Genomic DNA, 15,011 nt, shown 5'->3' on the forward strand with positions numbered 1-15,011 from the left:
ACGTAAACGGGGTTACACCGGGTCTGCTTTTAAATTGAAAGTGGGCTTTAGTGGCCAACAGAAGCGGAAGCTGGCACCGCCAAGAGGACTGGCGTCGACGTAGACCTGGCCCTGATAGGCCACGGCAATCGAATGAACAATCGCCAGACCCAATCCACAGCCGCCGGTAGCGCGATCGCGGCTGGGATCCAGACGTACAAAGGGCTCGAATACTCGCTCACGCTCTTCCGGTGGAATACCTGGCCCATCGTCTTCTACCTGTAGGCAGGCGTTGTCGCCGTCAAACCACAGGCCGATGCGCAAGCGTTGCTCACTATAACGCAGCGCATTGTTCACCAGATTATCCAGCACCCGCTCCATTAGCCGTAAATCGACGCCGCCAAAATCGCCGACGTGCGGGATGTTCAATTCGATTTCACGTTCCGGGTGGATCAGACGCAGGTCGTCAGCCTTGTCTTCCAGCCATTTGGGTAAATCCAGCGGTTCTATATTGAGTGCGACCTGCGGACGGTCCAATCGCGCATAGGTCAGCAGTTCGTCAATCAGTGACTCCAACTGACCGATATCGCGATTCAGGGCCTGCTGTTCGCTGTCAGAAAGGTTATCGCTCATCGCCAGGCGGTAACGTAGCCGTACCAGCGGGGTGCGCAGTTCATGGGCAATACCGTCTATCAGCTGTTTCTTGCTGGCGATCAGCGTATTGACGTTATCCGCCATCTGGTTAAAGGCTACGCCAAGTCGATTCAGGCTGGAGGTAGGGTCGAAATGGGTTCGTTCATCCAGATGCCCGGCCCCCAGACGTTGAGCCGCGTTTTCCAACTTCAGCAAGTCCTGCCAGTGCGGACGCATCCACAGAAATACGGGCAATGCCAATGACATGCCGATAAACACCAGCAGCGCCAAATCCAACAGCCGCATTTGGTGCAGGTAGAACAGATAAGGGATCGGGCCGACCACCAGTACGTAGTGACTACGTGGGATGCGTTGCATAAAGGTGTATTGGTCGTCGAGCGCGATGATCTCCCCCAGGCGCAGCCGTTTTTTCAAATCTTCACTCAAGTCCTGTTTACCGAGCGGCTCGATGTGCAGCTTAAACGACAGGTTCAAGTCCAGCGTGGCGATGGTCTTGTTCCAGTCTTTCAGCGGAATTTCCCGTAGTTCGCTGCGCATCAGGTACAGCGAGCTTTTCATCAGGTCGTCCATCGACTGGCGGCCGGCGCGTTCGGCGGTGACTTTGTACACCAGGCCCACCAGCATCGCCATCACCAGGAAACACACGAAAAGCAGCAGGAAGAACTGCACAAAGAGCTTTCTCATTGCTGCACGAACTCCCAGGCATTCGGAGCGAACAGGTAGCCTTTATTACGGACGGTTTTGACGCGGAAGGGTTCCAGGGCATTATCGTACAGCTTGCGGCGCAGGCGGGAAATCGCCACGTCGATACTGCGATCCAGGCCGTCATAACTCACGCCACGCAGGTTTTGCAGCAGGGCTTCTCGATCCATTATTTGGCCGGCGTGGGTGGCCAGCTCCCACAGCAGATCAAAATCTGAGGTGGAAAGGGTGATGACCTCTTCACCCAGCGTCACCTGTCGGTTAACTGGGTCAATGCAGAGCAAGCCAAAGTGCAGGGCGTTGTGTTGAGTGAGCGGCTGCGTCGACTCTTCCTTTGGCTGGCTGCCATGCTGACGCAGGTGCAAACGTAGTCGCGCCAGTAACACTGCCGGTGGCGTGGTTTTAAGGATGTAATCGTTAGCGCCCATTTCCAGCGACAGAATATGGTTCATATCGCTGTCGAGTGAAGTGAGCAGCACGATCGGGCCAGGGAAGGTTGGGCGCAAGTCACGGCACAGCGTCATGCCGTCCTTGCCGGGCAACATAATATCGAGCAGCACCAGATCCGGTTGCTCCAGCTCGATGCGTGCCTGTGCGCTGTCACCGCGTGGCTCAATCAACACTTCAATGTCGTGCTTACCCAGATAGGCGGCAATCAGTTTGCCGACTTCAGGATCGTCTTCTACAAAAACAATTTTATGCATATTCAGCGGTTTTATCAGAATAACGAAATTCAGCATAACGCGGGGCTCCGCGATACGCCATGCAGATCTTTGCGTTAGCGCAGCGGACGTCCGCCGTCGACACCATGGGTACGGCCGGTGACATAGCGGCTGTCCAGCAGATAGTTCACCAGATTGACCACTTCGCTCTCGCCTGGGGCGATTTTCATCAGTGATTTTGCCAACGCCTGTTGCCGATAATGCTCGTCGTCGCCCGGATTGAAAATAATCAGCGCCGGTGCGATGGCATTGACTTTAACTTCGGGTGCCAGCTTGCGAGCAAATGAGCGGGTCATATTGTCCAACGCAGCCTTACTGGCGGCATAGGCAATGTGTTTGTCGCTGCCTTTCTCCACCACATAGTCGGTCAGATGGATGATATCCGCGCCGGCTTGCCCCTGGCCCAATAGACAAGATTCCAGCAGTTGATTGAGCAGATAAGGCGTATAAACGTGAATTTGTAGCATGGCCGCCATCACTTGCTCCGGCGGCACTTCCGGTGATTCGGCCTGCCAGGCGCTGGCGTTGTGGATCACCGCGCGCAGTTTGGGCGCAGTCTGACGGACCTGCTCGGCGAAGCGATAGATGCCGTCGTGCGTTGAGAAATCGCCCTGAATGCAGATTGCTCCCAGTCTTTTCAGTTCGCCCAGCGCCGGATAGTCGCTGCGATAGGCAATGATCACGGGAATATCGCGTTGCAAGAATGACCTGGCCAACGCCAGCCCAATCCGACGAGCGCCACCGGTAATCAGCACTGGTGCAGAGTTGTGAAGTTCCATTGATTAAAGCTCCTGGACAGACTGGCAAACAATAGGGGAATTATGCCATTATACGGCGGAAATTCGTTAAAGCTTCGCATCGATTATCCATTTCAGGATGTAATACACGGCAATGAGAGGAAGGGATGAACAGCAGTCACCTTGCACCCGTCGCCCGCAGTGAGAAAATCTGTTTTGATTACATGGATTTTCTGTCCGCATCGTGCAAGAAGCACTGGCGCTTTGTGGATGCAATTTATGGCGTGATGCCATTTTTTGGCATGGTATTGAAATCACAGGCTTCCGCTTCGCAAACGCGGAAAGAGCAGTTGAAAGCGTTGGCGCTGCAGGTGGTTTCCACCCAGGTCAGCGACGAAACCAACATCGTGCGCCTGATCGACCTGGCCCAGCAGCAGGGGCTGGCAGTATTCGACATTAAGCTGCCTTACGCTCTGGACACGCAGCAGTTGGCGACCATTCAACAAGAGTGCGTTGAGGGAGTGATTATCTCTCAGGTTGGGGAACGCATGACCATCAGCCTGCGCACATCTCAAAGTAACTGACCGGGTGATCCCACCCGGTCATTCTTCACTTACTGCAGCATAAACCAGCCGGCCGGAGCCGTGGCCATCAACAACAGAAAAATACTGCTTTTTTCCAGCCGATTCAGCAATTTGACGTCATTATGTCCGCTTCGGGCATAGATAAACACCAGTAGCCCCGGTGCATACAGCAACACCGACATCAGCAGATGCATTAACCCAGAAGCGTAGAGCAGCCAAATACCGTACAGGCAGGCACCTGTGGCGGCGAACATCAACCTTTTGTCCTGACGACGGATCGCCACCTTAAACAGGAAGGCACCGACCAGGAAATAAGGCACCAGGATCATTTCCGAGGCGATGGTCAGCAGAGAATTATAATTGCTGCTGGTCAGCCAGATCAGCACCAGTGCGAACTGCACGGCAATATTGGTCAGCCAAAGTGAAGCCGAAGGCGCGTGATTCTTGTTCTGCTTGCAGAAAATCTTTGGGAAGGCGCCGTGTTGTGCCGCCAGCAGCGGGACTTCGGCGGCCATAATCGTCCAGCTCAGATAGGCCCCGCAGACCGAAACAATCAGCCCGGCAGCGATAATCACGTCACCCCAGGGGCCAATCAGGTCGACCATCAGCACCGCCATTGAAGGATTGCGCATTTCGGCCAATTCGCTGCGTGGCACCACCCCCAGGGACAACAAAGTCACCAGCAGGTAAACCGCCAGTGCGGAGATCACCGCCAGCATGGTGGCACGGCCGACATCCTTTTTATGACGCGCCCGTGCTGAAACCACGACTGCGCCTTCCACCCCGATAAATACCCACAGGGTAATCAGCATGGTGTTTTTTACCTGTTCCCACACTGGTTTACCGAGAGCGACGCCGTGGAAATCCAGCGTAAAGACGTCCATGTTGAACGCCATCGCCGCCAATACCGCAAACATCCCCAGCGGCAACAGTTTGGCCAGGGTCGCCACCAGATTGATGCTGGCTGCGGTTTGCACGCCGCGCAACACCAGCGCGTGGACGATCCATAACAATACGGACTCTGCCAGCAGTGCCTGCCAGGTATTGCCATCGCCCAGAATGACGTTTCCGCCGCGATCGGTGAATAAACTCAGCGCGGCGAACACGATCACCAGGTAAGAGACATTGGCGATCACCGCGCACAGCCAGTAACCCCAGGCGGAGCAGAACCCCACCAGCTCGCCGAAGCCTTCTTTCGCATAGGTAAAGATGCCGCCGTCCAGATCGGGACGCAGGCGGGTAAGCAACAGCATGGCAAAAGCCAGAAACAGAATGCCGACGCCGGTGATCGCCCAACCCAGTAGCAAAGCTGCCGGGCTGGCAACCTGCGCCATGTTTTGTGGCAGGCTGAAAACCCCGGCGCCCAGCATTGAGCTCAGCACCAATGCGGTTAACGCGGTAAGACCTAGTTTTTTTTCCAATGACGGATCCTGAGCGCAGAATAAACAACTGGAAGGGAACTGCTTGGCAGTAATAACCTAATGACAATTACTGAACGAGTAGACAATAGCCCTAAAAATTGGCGCAAATTCTACGGCTGGATGCGTGTTGATGCAATGATTAAGTATGCGTGATTTACAAAAAACTATTCAACTGGCAGGACGATGAGCGACAAAAAAAACGGGCAGCTCAATGGCTGCCCGATGGTAAACCGCAAATTGAAACTTATTTGAACAGATCAGCGCTGACGGTCAGGTTGCCGCCGCTCTTGTTCTGCCACTGGCGGGTCACGTGATAGTATTTGGCGCCTTTCTCGGCAGCACGTTTAGCAACTTCAGTAGAAACGTCAGTCATGCTGTTGAAGTGGCCAGTGAAGGTCACGGAATCAAACGGCACCATCTGTGCTGCAGTCACATTGTTCACTTCCTGAATCTGGGTACCGTTCGGTAAAGTGACAGTATAACGTTTGCCGGTAGACGACTGGGTTTCGAAGAAACGGCCTACGTCGCGGCTTGGTGAGCCAGAAGAGGCTACGCCCGGAATTTCAACCTTGGCAGCAGCAGCGCCACCGGCAGCCAGCGCGGCCTTGCCGGCTTCAGAGTCGGCCGGGATGGCATCCGGACTCTGAACGACACGTTTAGGGGCATCGGCTTTATAGATATAGGCGGTAATGAACTGGTTACCCCCCTGGTTGGCATCAACCTGACGCACGATAAAGAAGGAGGCTGCGCCTTTCTTTTTCGCTTCTTTAGTGATGGCATCGTTGATGTCTGGCTGGCTGCGGAAGAAACCGCTGACGCTCACCGTGTCGTACGGCTCCAGCAGGAAAGCCTGTTCCTTCGGCAGCTCGGTAACCCCGTTAATCACGCGGTATTTCGGCTCTTTGCTCACTTCCGGCGCATCTTTATGATAAAGATCTGCGGTGACGCGCCAGTTGCCGCCATTGTTACTGTTGTTGCTGTCCTGGATATAGAAGGAGTCTGCACCCAGTTTGTCTGCACGGCGGGATACGGCATCAACGGCTTCATTGATGGCATTAAAGCGGCCGGTAATCGTGATGCGATCAAACGGCTTCAGCGCCGCTGCTTTTTCAGGAGTTAACTCTTGTGCCGCCTGAGCAGACAGCGCAGTGAGTGATAACAAGGCTGATGCGATGATCGTGTTCTTCAGCTTCATAAAAAATCCTTTCGCCTAGCGCATTAACGTTTATAACGTGCTGAACTGTTTAGGTGTAATTCAGCCGCCGATTATTACATGTAATCTCGACCAGTGTCTCAGCATTTTATGTCATCCCGTGAGACAAACCCCCAGAAGGATTGTGCCCGATATTTTGCGCAGAATCGCCATAAGTTTCAATAATAAAGCCTTTGATGTCATAAGTGTTAATTATTCACAATTTTATAACTTTTATGCGTTTTGGCCGTGTGTCACTGGAAAGCCGCCACCCCCAGCCAGCCACAATATGTCCGCAAAAACGGCATTCCACCGGGGTTTTTAACTTTAATTTGCGATTTATCATGTCACTGTCTGAGTTTTTATGTAAAAACAGACCTGAATGCGTAAGCAATTATGGATCATCGATCATATTTTCAGTAGGTTATAGATGGCGCCTTAATTCGTTGCCGACAAGGTTAATAAAAACCTGTCAGCCGGGGCCATCGCTATGGGTAGGAAGATAATAAACATCATCATAGACAGGTGAGAAGGGAACATTATGCGTATTGGTGTACCAAGAGAACGGTTGGCCAATGAAGCCCGGGTCGCAGCAACGCCGAAAACGGTGGAACAACTGCTGAAGCTGGGCTTTACCGTCGCGATTGAAAGCGGGGCGGGTAAACTGGCAAGTTTTGACGATAGCGCTTATGAAGCCGCTGGGGCAACAATCACCGACACCGCTGATGTCTGGCAGTCGGATCTGATTTTAAAAGTAAACGCACCGCTTGAGGACGAGATCGCGTTAATGCGCGAGGGCAGCACTCTGGTCAGCTTTATCTGGCCGGCGCAAAACCCGGAGCTGATCGCGCAGCTGGCCGCTCGCAACGTCACTGCGATGGCAATGGACTCTGTACCGCGTATCTCACGCGCACAATCCATGGACGCACTGAGCTCAATGGCCAATATCGCCGGTTACCGTGCGATTGTTGAGGCCGCGCATGAGTTTGGCCGCTTCTTCACCGGGCAAATCACCGCTGCCGGCAAGGTTCCACCCGCCAAGGTCATGATCATCGGTGCCGGCGTAGCGGGCCTGGCGGCCATCGGTGCCGCAGGCAGCCTGGGGGCGATTGTTCGCGCCTTCGACACCCGCCCGGAAGTCAAAGAGCAAGTGCAGAGCATGGGCGCAGAATTCCTTGAGCTGGACTTTGAGGAAGAAGCGGGCAGCGGCGATGGCTATGCCAAAGTGATGTCCGAAGCCTTTATCAAGGCCGAGATGGCGCTGTTCGCCGCCCAGGCGGCCGAGGTCGACATTATTGTCACCACCGCGTTGATCCCGGGCAAGCCGGCACCGAAGCTTATCACCAAAGAGATGGTGGCCTCGATGAAACCGGGTAGCGTGATCGTCGATCTGGCGGCGCAAAACGGTGGCAACTGTGAACTGACCGTGGCCGACCGCGTGACCGTGACCGACAACGGCGTGAAAATCATTGGCTATACCGATTTGCCAAGCCGCCTGCCGACTCAATCCTCACAGCTTTACGGTACCAATCTGGTTAACCTGCTGAAACTGCTATCGAAAGAGAAAAACGGCGAAATTGACGTTGATTTTGAAGATACCGTCATCCGCGGCGTTACCGTGGTGCGCAGTGGCGAAGTCACCTGGCCGGCACCGCCAATCCAGGTATCTGCCCAGCCTAAGCAGGCACAGGCCGCAGCACCGGTTGCCAAACCGGCAGCAAAACCGGTTTCACCCTGGCTGAAATATGGCCTGATGGCGCTGGCCATCATCCTGTTTGGCTGGTTGGCCAACGCCGCACCGAAAGAGTTCCTGTCTCACTTTACCGTGTTTGCGCTGGCCTGCGTGGTGGGTTACTACGTGGTATGGAACGTCAGCCATGCATTGCATACCCCGTTGATGTCGGTCACCAATGCGATCTCAGGGATTATCGTGGTCGGTGCGTTATTGCAGATTGGTCATGGCGGCTGGGTGAGTTTCCTCTCCTTTATCGCCGTGCTGATCGCCAGCATCAACATTTTTGGTGGATTCACCGTCACTCAGCGCATGCTGAAGATGTTCCGCAAGAACTAAGGGGTAGCATATGTCTGGAGGATTAGTTACAGCTGCATACATTGTTGCCGCTATCCTGTTCATCTGTAGTCTGGCCGGCCTGTCGCGCCATGAAACGTCCAAGCGGGGCAATCTGTTTGGCGTTGCCGGGATGGCCATTGCGCTGATCGCCACCATCCTCGGGCCGGATTCCGGCAACGTAGGCTGGATCATCATCGCGATGATTATCGGGGGTTCCATCGGGGTTTATCTGGCGAAAAAGGTCGAAATGACCGAAATGCCAGAGTTGGTGGCGGTGCTGCACAGCTTTGTTGGCCTGGCGGCGGTTCTGGTGGGGTTAAACAGCTACCTGGATCACGGCGCGCCAATGGAGCCGGTGATGGAGAATATCCATCTGACTGAAGTGTTTCTCGGCATCTTTATCGGTGCGGTCACCTTCACCGGTTCGATTGTCGCGTTTGGCAAGCTGCGTGGCATCATCTCTTCCAAACCGCTGGCACTGCCAAATCGGCACAAAATGAACCTGGCGGCACTGGTGATCTCCTTCCTGCTGTTGGTGGTGTTTGTTCGCGCCGACAGTGTGGGTTGGCAGGCAGTGGCGCTGGTGCTGATGACCGCTATCGCGCTGGCGTTTGGTTGGCATCTGGTGGCCTCAATCGGCGGTGCCGATATGCCGGTAGTGGTGTCGATGCTCAACTCCTATTCGGGTTGGGCGGCAGCGGCAGCAGGCTTTATGTTGAGCAACGATTTGCTGATCGTGACCGGTGCGTTGGTGGGCTCTTCGGGGGCCATCCTGTCTTACATCATGTGTAAGGCGATGAACCGTTCGTTTATCAGCGTGATCGCCGGCGGCTTCGGTACCGATGGCTCTTCGACCGGTAATGCGGAAGAAATGGGTGAGTATCGCGAAACCACCGCGGAAGACGTTGCCGAGCAGTTGAAGAACTCCACTTCGGTGATCATCACCCCAGGCTACGGCATGGCGGTAGCGCAGGCGCAGTATCCGGTGGCAGAAATCACCGAGAAACTGCGCGCTCGTGGCATCAAGGTGCGTTTCGGCATTCATCCGGTTGCCGGGCGTTTACCGGGTCACATGAACGTGCTGCTGGCCGAAGCCAAGGTGCCCTACGATGTGGTGTTGGAGATGGACGAAATCAATGACGATTTCGCGGATACCGACACCGTACTGGTGATTGGTGCCAACGATACGGTGAACCCGGCCGCACTGGAAGATCCGCGCAGCCCAATCGCCGGTATGCCAGTGCTGGAAGTGTGGAAAGCGCAGAACGTGATTGCCTTTAAGCGCTCGATGAACACCGGCTATGCCGGCGTGCAGAACCCGCTGTTCTTTAAAGAGAATACCCAGATGCTGTTTGGCGATGCCAAAGAGAGTGTGGAAGCGATACTGCGTGCGCTGCAGGCGTAACGCAAACAAATAAAAACGGGCCTTTTCGGCCCGTTTTTTTATGCGTCAAACATCAATCCTCGTCGTCATGCTCATCGTCTTCGTCAGCTTCGATCGGGCAATTGAAGTTTTCCGGCTTAATCACCAGCAGGTCACATTTCAGATGGTCGATCACATGTTCTGCCGTGTTACCGATAAACGCCGCCGAAATGCCGGTACGGCCAAGTGTTCCCAATACCACCACACCCGCCTGCAAGTGCTCGGCCAAATCGGGGATCACTTCTTCCGGCAGGCCTTTTTCAACGTGGGTAAATTCTTCTTTAATGCAGAATTTCTGCCTTAACGCCTTCATGGCGATCAGGTGCTGCCCGCGAATGGCGTCATTGTAGACGCTGGGGTCAAAGTCAGGCAGTTCGATAGCAATATTGATGGGGGTAACGGGGTAGGCGCCAACCAGGTGAACTTCGGTTTGATTGACGTTTTGCGCCAGTTCAACGGTTTCCTGTACCAGCTTGATGTTCAATGGGTCATGGTAGGGTTCTTCACTGGCCAAATTGACCGCCACCACCGCTTTGCTGCCTTCCTGCCAGGGTTGGTCTTTGACCATCCACACCGGGCAAGGGCATTTTCGTAACAGATGCCAGTCGGTTGGGGTGAAAATAACGGATTCGAGGCGGTCGTGTTGATGCGCCATTTTTAGCAACAGATCGTGCTTGCCGGCGATCACTTCCTGAATAATCGCTTCATAAGGGCGGTTATGCCAGACCACTTTGATTTCAATAGGAACGCCTTCGTCGAGGTAAAAACGGCATTGCTCGTTGATCCATGCGGCACGTTGGCTGATAACGCCTTGGCGCATCGCCGTCCTTTCGTCTGGGGAGAGCAAGGTCGTCATCTCGTAAGAGAAGTCGTAAATAGGCAGGAAGGCCTTAATGCGCCCGCCATTTCGTTTAATCAGGTATACCGCCCGGCGCAGCGCCGGCTGGTCATCCTGATTGGGGTCAATAGCCACCAGAAGATTCTGATACTTCGCCATAGGGCCTCCTTACAGCTGAAAATCAACAGTCTGTCAATTTACAGAGTAACCCAACATTGAAAAACAGAACAGCAGCAGAGATGTGCCGGGTCAATAATTCTGTTGAATTACTAACCCAGCTTGGGATCAGGCGTTTACGGTCACGTTAATGCGTGGCGTTCCGGCCAGCACCGACAGGGCGTCGACGTTTTCGATAGTGATATATTTACCTTTAACGCTGAGGATTTCGCTTTTTTGGAAGCGGCCCAGCAGACGGCTGATGGTTTCTACCGTCAGGCCAAGGTAGTTGCCGATGTCGCCACGGGTCATGGTCAGGCGGAACTCACGTGGTGAGAAGCCTCGTTCAGCAAAGCGGCGCGACAGGTTATAGACGAAGGCGGCCAGGCGCTCTTCGGCATTTTTCTTCGACAACAGCAGGATCATGTCCTGATCGCCCTTAATCTCGCCGCTCATCAGGCGCATGATTTGCTGGCGCAGGTTAGGCATTTTACCGGACAGGTCATCCAGGGTTTCGAACGGGATCTCACACACCATGGACGTTTCCAGTGCCTGAGCGAAGCTTGGGTGCTTCAGGCCGCCAATGGCGTCGAAACCGACCAGATCGCCCGCCAGGTGAAAACCGGTGATCTGCTCATCGCCTTGCTCGGTAATGGTATAACTTTTGATGGTCCCGGAGCGGATAGCGTACAGCGATTTCAGTTCATCGCCGGCCTTGAACAGGGTCTGGCCCTTCTGGATAGGCTTTTTCCTTTCGATAATGTTGTCGAGCTGGTCCAGCTCATGAGCATTAAGAGTAAAAGGAATACACAGCTGACTGATACTGCAATCCTGACAATGGATCGCACAACCACCAGACTGGATACGACGAATCACGCGTTTTTCCGGGATCATAGATTACGCTCATTCAATAATTGATATGCGTCAATTTTAACATCTTTTCCGGCAGGTGATAAGGGTAGCATTAATAACAGCGGGGGCATTCTGTGCGAAATTTGCGCTGCAATGCCGCAGATTGTCCTGTAGTTAATTGAAATGTTTTGATTTCTTTGCCACTTACATCAATACGTAACGCTTACCGCAGCCGGGGTATCTTGCGATGTTCCGGCTGCGGTGGGATTAAAGCAGATCGTTTTGCAAATACCCTTCGTGCTTGAGCAGCCACTGCTTGCGCTGAACGCCGCCGGCATAGCCGGTCAAGGCGCCTTGTGAGCCAATCACCCGGTGGCAGGGCACCACGATGCTGATGGGGTTGGAGCCGTTGGCCATACCAACCGCGCGAGAGGCTGTCGGGCGACCTATGCGTTTGGCCAGTTCGCCATAGGTAATGATCTCACCACAGGGGATCTGACGCAGTTGCTGCCACACGCTACGCTGGAATTCGGTACCGGCGGTCATAACCGGCAATTGGTCAATAACATCCAGTTCACCCGAAAAGTAGCGCTGCATGGCATCGGTCAGCCCGCCAGGGTTGGATTTGTCTACCAGTTGGAAGCGATCGGCACGGTAGTGGGTATTCAGCAGCTTCATCAGACGCGCTTCATGCTCTGTCCAGTCAATGGCGCGTAACCGGTCCTGCTCATCGGCAATCAGCACCAGTTCACCCACTGGCGTCGCCATACGGTCAATAAAAAAAGTCTGCATATGATTACTCCTCTCGTTTGATGAGGGGATTATTACACGAAATGCGGGGGAGCGATGGCGGATTCCGGACATGAAGATGGGGCGATAAGAGAGTTCGCCCATCTCAAGATATGCTCCGTTCAGTTCGGGTTAAGAACTATTAATGAATGTGCGGTTCTATAAAATAATAATGTATTGCTTCTTTTTTATTTTAATGCATGTCATCTGAATTCAAGAATGTAATTTCGTGGTTAATTATAACTGACGGTCACTCTCTGAAGAGACAAGTTATTATTAACGAGTTCGGTAGTTGCGGAGGAAACTAATTCTGATGACATCATCTCTATGGGCATTGTGATAAAGCCAAAGGTTTTATCACTGATTTCACGGTAACAGGATGATATAAGTCTACCCTTATTGTGGCTTATTTCACAGGTGGGGGCGGCTATCTTCCCGGTAAAGTGGACTTTTCCGCCCTGTGCTGCTTGCAAAGCAGCCGGAAGGAGAGCCAGCAACACCAATGCCATGATAGAGCTCTTCATTATTAATTCCTTTTTAAAATGAACTTATAAAATAAGAAATTCCAATTAAACAAAGTTTAAACAGATATGGTTTACTTCATCCGTAAACAAAGACTTTCGATTCTCCTTCTTTAATGTTTTATATACTATTCTTAATTTTTATTGCCGTTGGATTTGATAATAGGGAGGGAGGAGGGAAAAACTATGATTTAGATCATGGTGAAGGTGGCTTAATGAATAGCAGGCGAGTATAGCGGATGTATTGTGAAGTACGTCACGTTAAAAAAATGGTTATGGCCGCAGTTGAGTCTGAAACGGCGGCCAGATCCGGTGCTTTATTCTGAATTACAGCATGCCACTGCTGCCGCAGATGCGGATTTTCTCGGCTACCACCTCTTTCATTGCCAGTTTTCCGGGTACGATATACTTGCGCGGATCGTTAGCGTCTGGGTGCTGGGAGAAATAGCTTTTTACCGCATCGGCAAAGGCGATTTTCAGCTCGGTAGCCACGTTGACCTTGCAGACGCCCAGTGAAATGGCGCGTTTGACCATGGCTTCAGGAATGCCGGAAGCACCGTGCAATACCAGCGGGATATCGACCTGTTCGCGGATCAGCGCCAGACGATCAAAATCCAGTTTGGGTTCGCCGTGGTACAGCCCGTGGGCGGAACCAATCGCCACCGCCAGTGAATCGATACCGGTCGCGGTAACAAATTCGCGTGCGGCGGCTGGGTCGGTAAAGAAGCTGTCGGTAGCATCGACAATCAGGTCATCCTCCTGGCCGCCGAGCCGGCCCAGTTCCGCCTCCACGCTGGCACCGTAACGGTGGCACAGCGCCACGGCCTCGGCCACCTTGGCAATATTTTGTGCGAATGGCAGGTGTGAACCGTCGATCATCACCGAGCGGATACCGCTTTTGACTTTATATTCGATGTCATCCATTTCTTCGTGGTGATCCAGGTGCAGCGCCAATGGCAGATCGTAACGATGTGCGGCAGCCTGGCAGATGCCGATCAAATAGTCGGTGCCGGCGTAGCTAAAGGTGCCGGGCGTACCGGCCATGATCACCGGTGAGCCCAGTTCGGCGGCGGTTTCTGCCACTACCTGTACGGTTTCCAGATTATGGACGTTGAACGCCGGCACGGCATAACCCTGGCGCTGCGCTTTTAACAACATTTCGCGGTTGGATATCAGGTACATAGCGATTCCTTACGCCACAGAAGACGGGTAACGGTAAATGGTGACGCCTTTCACCACCCGGTTAACTTCACCGGTCGGGCACGGATTATCCGGCGTCAGGCCAAGTGCCAGCGAACTTTCAAATGCCAGCATCTGGGTGAATAACAGATAAGGGAACAGCAACCAGACGTCATCTTCGGCGTGGTGCAGGTTCAGCATTTGTTCACACAGCGCCTGAGTACTGCCGGTCAGGCCGACCATCTGCATTGCCAGGCCGTCGCGTTGCAGCTCGTTCCACAGATCGCGATCGTACTGGCGGGCATAGTCGCCGCTGGAGAACATCAGCAGTACCAGCGTTTGGTTGTCGACCATAAATTTTGGCCCATGACGCAGGCCGAGCGGCGAGTCGTAGCGGGTGACAATCTGCCCGGCCGTCAGCTCCAGCATCTTCAGCGAAGCCTCTTCCGCCAGCCCGGTAAAACAGCTGCCGCCCAGCGTGATATAACGGCGGAAACCGCTGGCCGCCAACGCCTTGACCTGAGGCTGCAGGCCGTCACGCAGCTCGCGGCAGCGCGCTACCATCGCCGCCAATGGCCGTTGGGCCTCGGCAAGGGAATAGGGGCCGAGCAACAACGCGGCGGACAACATCATGCAGCTGAAGCTGGAGGTCATGGCGAAGCTTTGATCGTTGGATCCCTGCGGCATCACCAGCGAACAAACGTTATCGCGTTGATGGGCATATTGCGCCAACTGGCTGTCCGGGTTGCATACCAGCATCAGGTGATAGCTTTCCGGCAGCAGTTGATCGGCCAGTTCCACCGTGGCCACGCTTTCCGGGCTGTTGCCGGATCGCGCGAAAGACACCAGCAACGTAGGGCGAGTCAGGTCGAGATATTGGTGCGGGTTGGCGACAATATCGGTGGTGCCGTAGGCCACCACGTCACGGCCGGTTTTCTCGCGCAGCCAGGGAGCCAATGCACGGCCGGCGAAGGCAGAGCTACCTGCGCCGCACAGCACAATCTGCAGGCGCGGGTTAGCCAGCAATGGGGCAAGGAAAGGCTGCCACAGCGTCTGCTGCTCCTGCAACTGCCGGTGCAGGGCGGCCCATAAGTCCGGCTGCTGCCAGATCTCACGTGCGGTATGCAGCGCATGTCGTTGTTCCAGCCAGCCCGCATCGTAAGCAAAATAACCGTTCATGTTGAAACTCCT

14 protein-coding genes are annotated in these 15,011 nt (G+C 54.0%); 3 read left to right on the plus strand and 11 right to left on the minus strand.

The genetic code is table 11. From position 1 onward, the window contains the following. Positions 1 to 12 precede the first annotated feature (12 nt). From rstB to folM, 3 genes are all read right to left on the minus strand, one after another. A complete protein-coding gene (gene rstB / locus OCH02_RS04750) occupies positions 13 to 1,317 on the minus strand; it encodes a two-component system sensor histidine kinase RstB (RefSeq protein ID WP_174352120.1) in 1,305 nt (434 codons plus the stop codon). Next, positions 1,314 to 2,039: a two-component system response regulator RstA gene (rstA, locus tag OCH02_RS04755; protein WP_026142393.1), complete on the minus strand. Its 726-nt coding sequence runs from the start codon at positions 2,037 to 2,039 to the stop codon at positions 1,314 to 1,316. Before rstA ends, rstB begins: the two co-directional genes overlap by 4 nt. A 74-nt stretch (positions 2,040 to 2,113) precedes the next feature. Continuing rightward, positions 2,114 to 2,836, minus strand: a complete 723-nt coding sequence (gene folM, locus OCH02_RS04760; RefSeq protein WP_261430107.1) for a dihydromonapterin reductase — start codon at positions 2,834 to 2,836, stop codon at positions 2,114 to 2,116. 125 nt (positions 2,837 to 2,961) lie between these two features. On the opposite strand from folM, the gene OCH02_RS04765 reads away from it, so the two are divergent. Further along, on the plus strand, positions 2,962 to 3,378 hold the full coding sequence (locus OCH02_RS04765) for a hypothetical protein (RefSeq protein ID WP_017892978.1): 417 nt from the start codon (positions 2,962 to 2,964) through the stop codon (positions 3,376 to 3,378). Between the two features lie 29 nt (positions 3,379 to 3,407). Here OCH02_RS04765 and OCH02_RS04770 read toward each other — a convergent pair whose 3' ends face one another. Further along, positions 3,408 to 4,799 (minus strand): amino acid permease, encoded by a 1,392-nt coding sequence (locus OCH02_RS04770; protein WP_261430109.1) that lies wholly within the window; start codon positions 4,797 to 4,799, stop codon positions 3,408 to 3,410. A 244-nt stretch (positions 4,800 to 5,043) separates the two neighbouring features. Continuing rightward, entirely contained in the window at positions 5,044 to 5,994 is a 951-nt protein-coding gene (gene ydgH / locus OCH02_RS04775; RefSeq protein WP_261430110.1) for a DUF1471 family protein YdgH, read from the minus strand. Between the two features lie 538 nt (positions 5,995 to 6,532). Here ydgH and pntA point away from each other — a divergent pair. Continuing rightward, the gene (gene pntA, locus OCH02_RS04780) at positions 6,533 to 8,062 is read left to right on the plus strand and encodes a Re/Si-specific NAD(P)(+) transhydrogenase subunit alpha (protein ID WP_017892974.1); all 1,530 of its coding nucleotides are present in this window, start codon (positions 6,533 to 6,535) and stop codon (positions 8,060 to 8,062) included. Between the two features lie 10 nt (positions 8,063 to 8,072). Then, the gene (gene pntB / locus OCH02_RS04785; protein WP_261430112.1) at positions 8,073 to 9,467 is read left to right on the plus strand and encodes a Re/Si-specific NAD(P)(+) transhydrogenase subunit beta; all 1,395 of its coding nucleotides are present in this window, start codon (positions 8,073 to 8,075) and stop codon (positions 9,465 to 9,467) included. A gap of 52 nt (positions 9,468 to 9,519) precedes the next feature. Here pntB and uspE read toward each other — a convergent pair whose 3' ends face one another. The 6 genes from uspE to OCH02_RS04815 all read right to left on the minus strand — a co-directional run bounded on the left by uspE (position 9,520) and on the right by OCH02_RS04815 (position 14,999). Continuing rightward, on the minus strand, positions 9,520 to 10,482 hold the full coding sequence (gene uspE, locus OCH02_RS04790) for a universal stress protein UspE (RefSeq protein ID WP_099062933.1): 963 nt from the start codon (positions 10,480 to 10,482) through the stop codon (positions 9,520 to 9,522). Between the two features lie 126 nt (positions 10,483 to 10,608). Then, the gene (locus OCH02_RS04795) at positions 10,609 to 11,373 is read right to left on the minus strand and encodes an FNR family transcription factor (protein ID WP_012145310.1); all 765 of its coding nucleotides are present in this window, start codon (positions 11,371 to 11,373) and stop codon (positions 10,609 to 10,611) included. A 225-nt stretch (positions 11,374 to 11,598) separates the two neighbouring features. Continuing rightward, positions 11,599 to 12,123: a methylated-DNA--[protein]-cysteine S-methyltransferase gene (gene ogt / locus OCH02_RS04800; RefSeq protein WP_261094673.1), complete on the minus strand. Its 525-nt coding sequence runs from the start codon at positions 12,121 to 12,123 to the stop codon at positions 11,599 to 11,601. A 230-nt stretch (positions 12,124 to 12,353) separates the two neighbouring features. Then, positions 12,354 to 12,644 carry a hypothetical protein gene (locus OCH02_RS04805; RefSeq protein WP_261430114.1) on the minus strand — a complete coding sequence of 97 codons (291 nt, stop codon included), beginning with the start codon at positions 12,642 to 12,644 and terminating at the stop codon, positions 12,354 to 12,356. 324 nt (positions 12,645 to 12,968) lie between these two features. Continuing rightward, positions 12,969 to 13,823 carry a tagatose bisphosphate family class II aldolase gene (locus tag OCH02_RS04810; RefSeq protein ID WP_261430115.1) on the minus strand — a complete coding sequence of 285 codons (855 nt, stop codon included), beginning with the start codon at positions 13,821 to 13,823 and terminating at the stop codon, positions 12,969 to 12,971. Between the two features lie 9 nt (positions 13,824 to 13,832). Next, complete coding sequence (locus OCH02_RS04815) at positions 13,833 to 14,999, minus strand: SIS domain-containing protein (protein ID WP_261430116.1); 1,167 nt, start codon at positions 14,997 to 14,999, stop codon at positions 13,833 to 13,835. Positions 15,000 to 15,011 lie beyond the last annotated feature (12 nt).

Source organism: Serratia quinivorans, from assembly GCF_946227985.1.
In the GTDB taxonomy this organism is placed as follows: domain Bacteria; phylum Pseudomonadota; class Gammaproteobacteria; order Enterobacterales; family Enterobacteriaceae; genus Serratia; species Serratia quinivorans_A.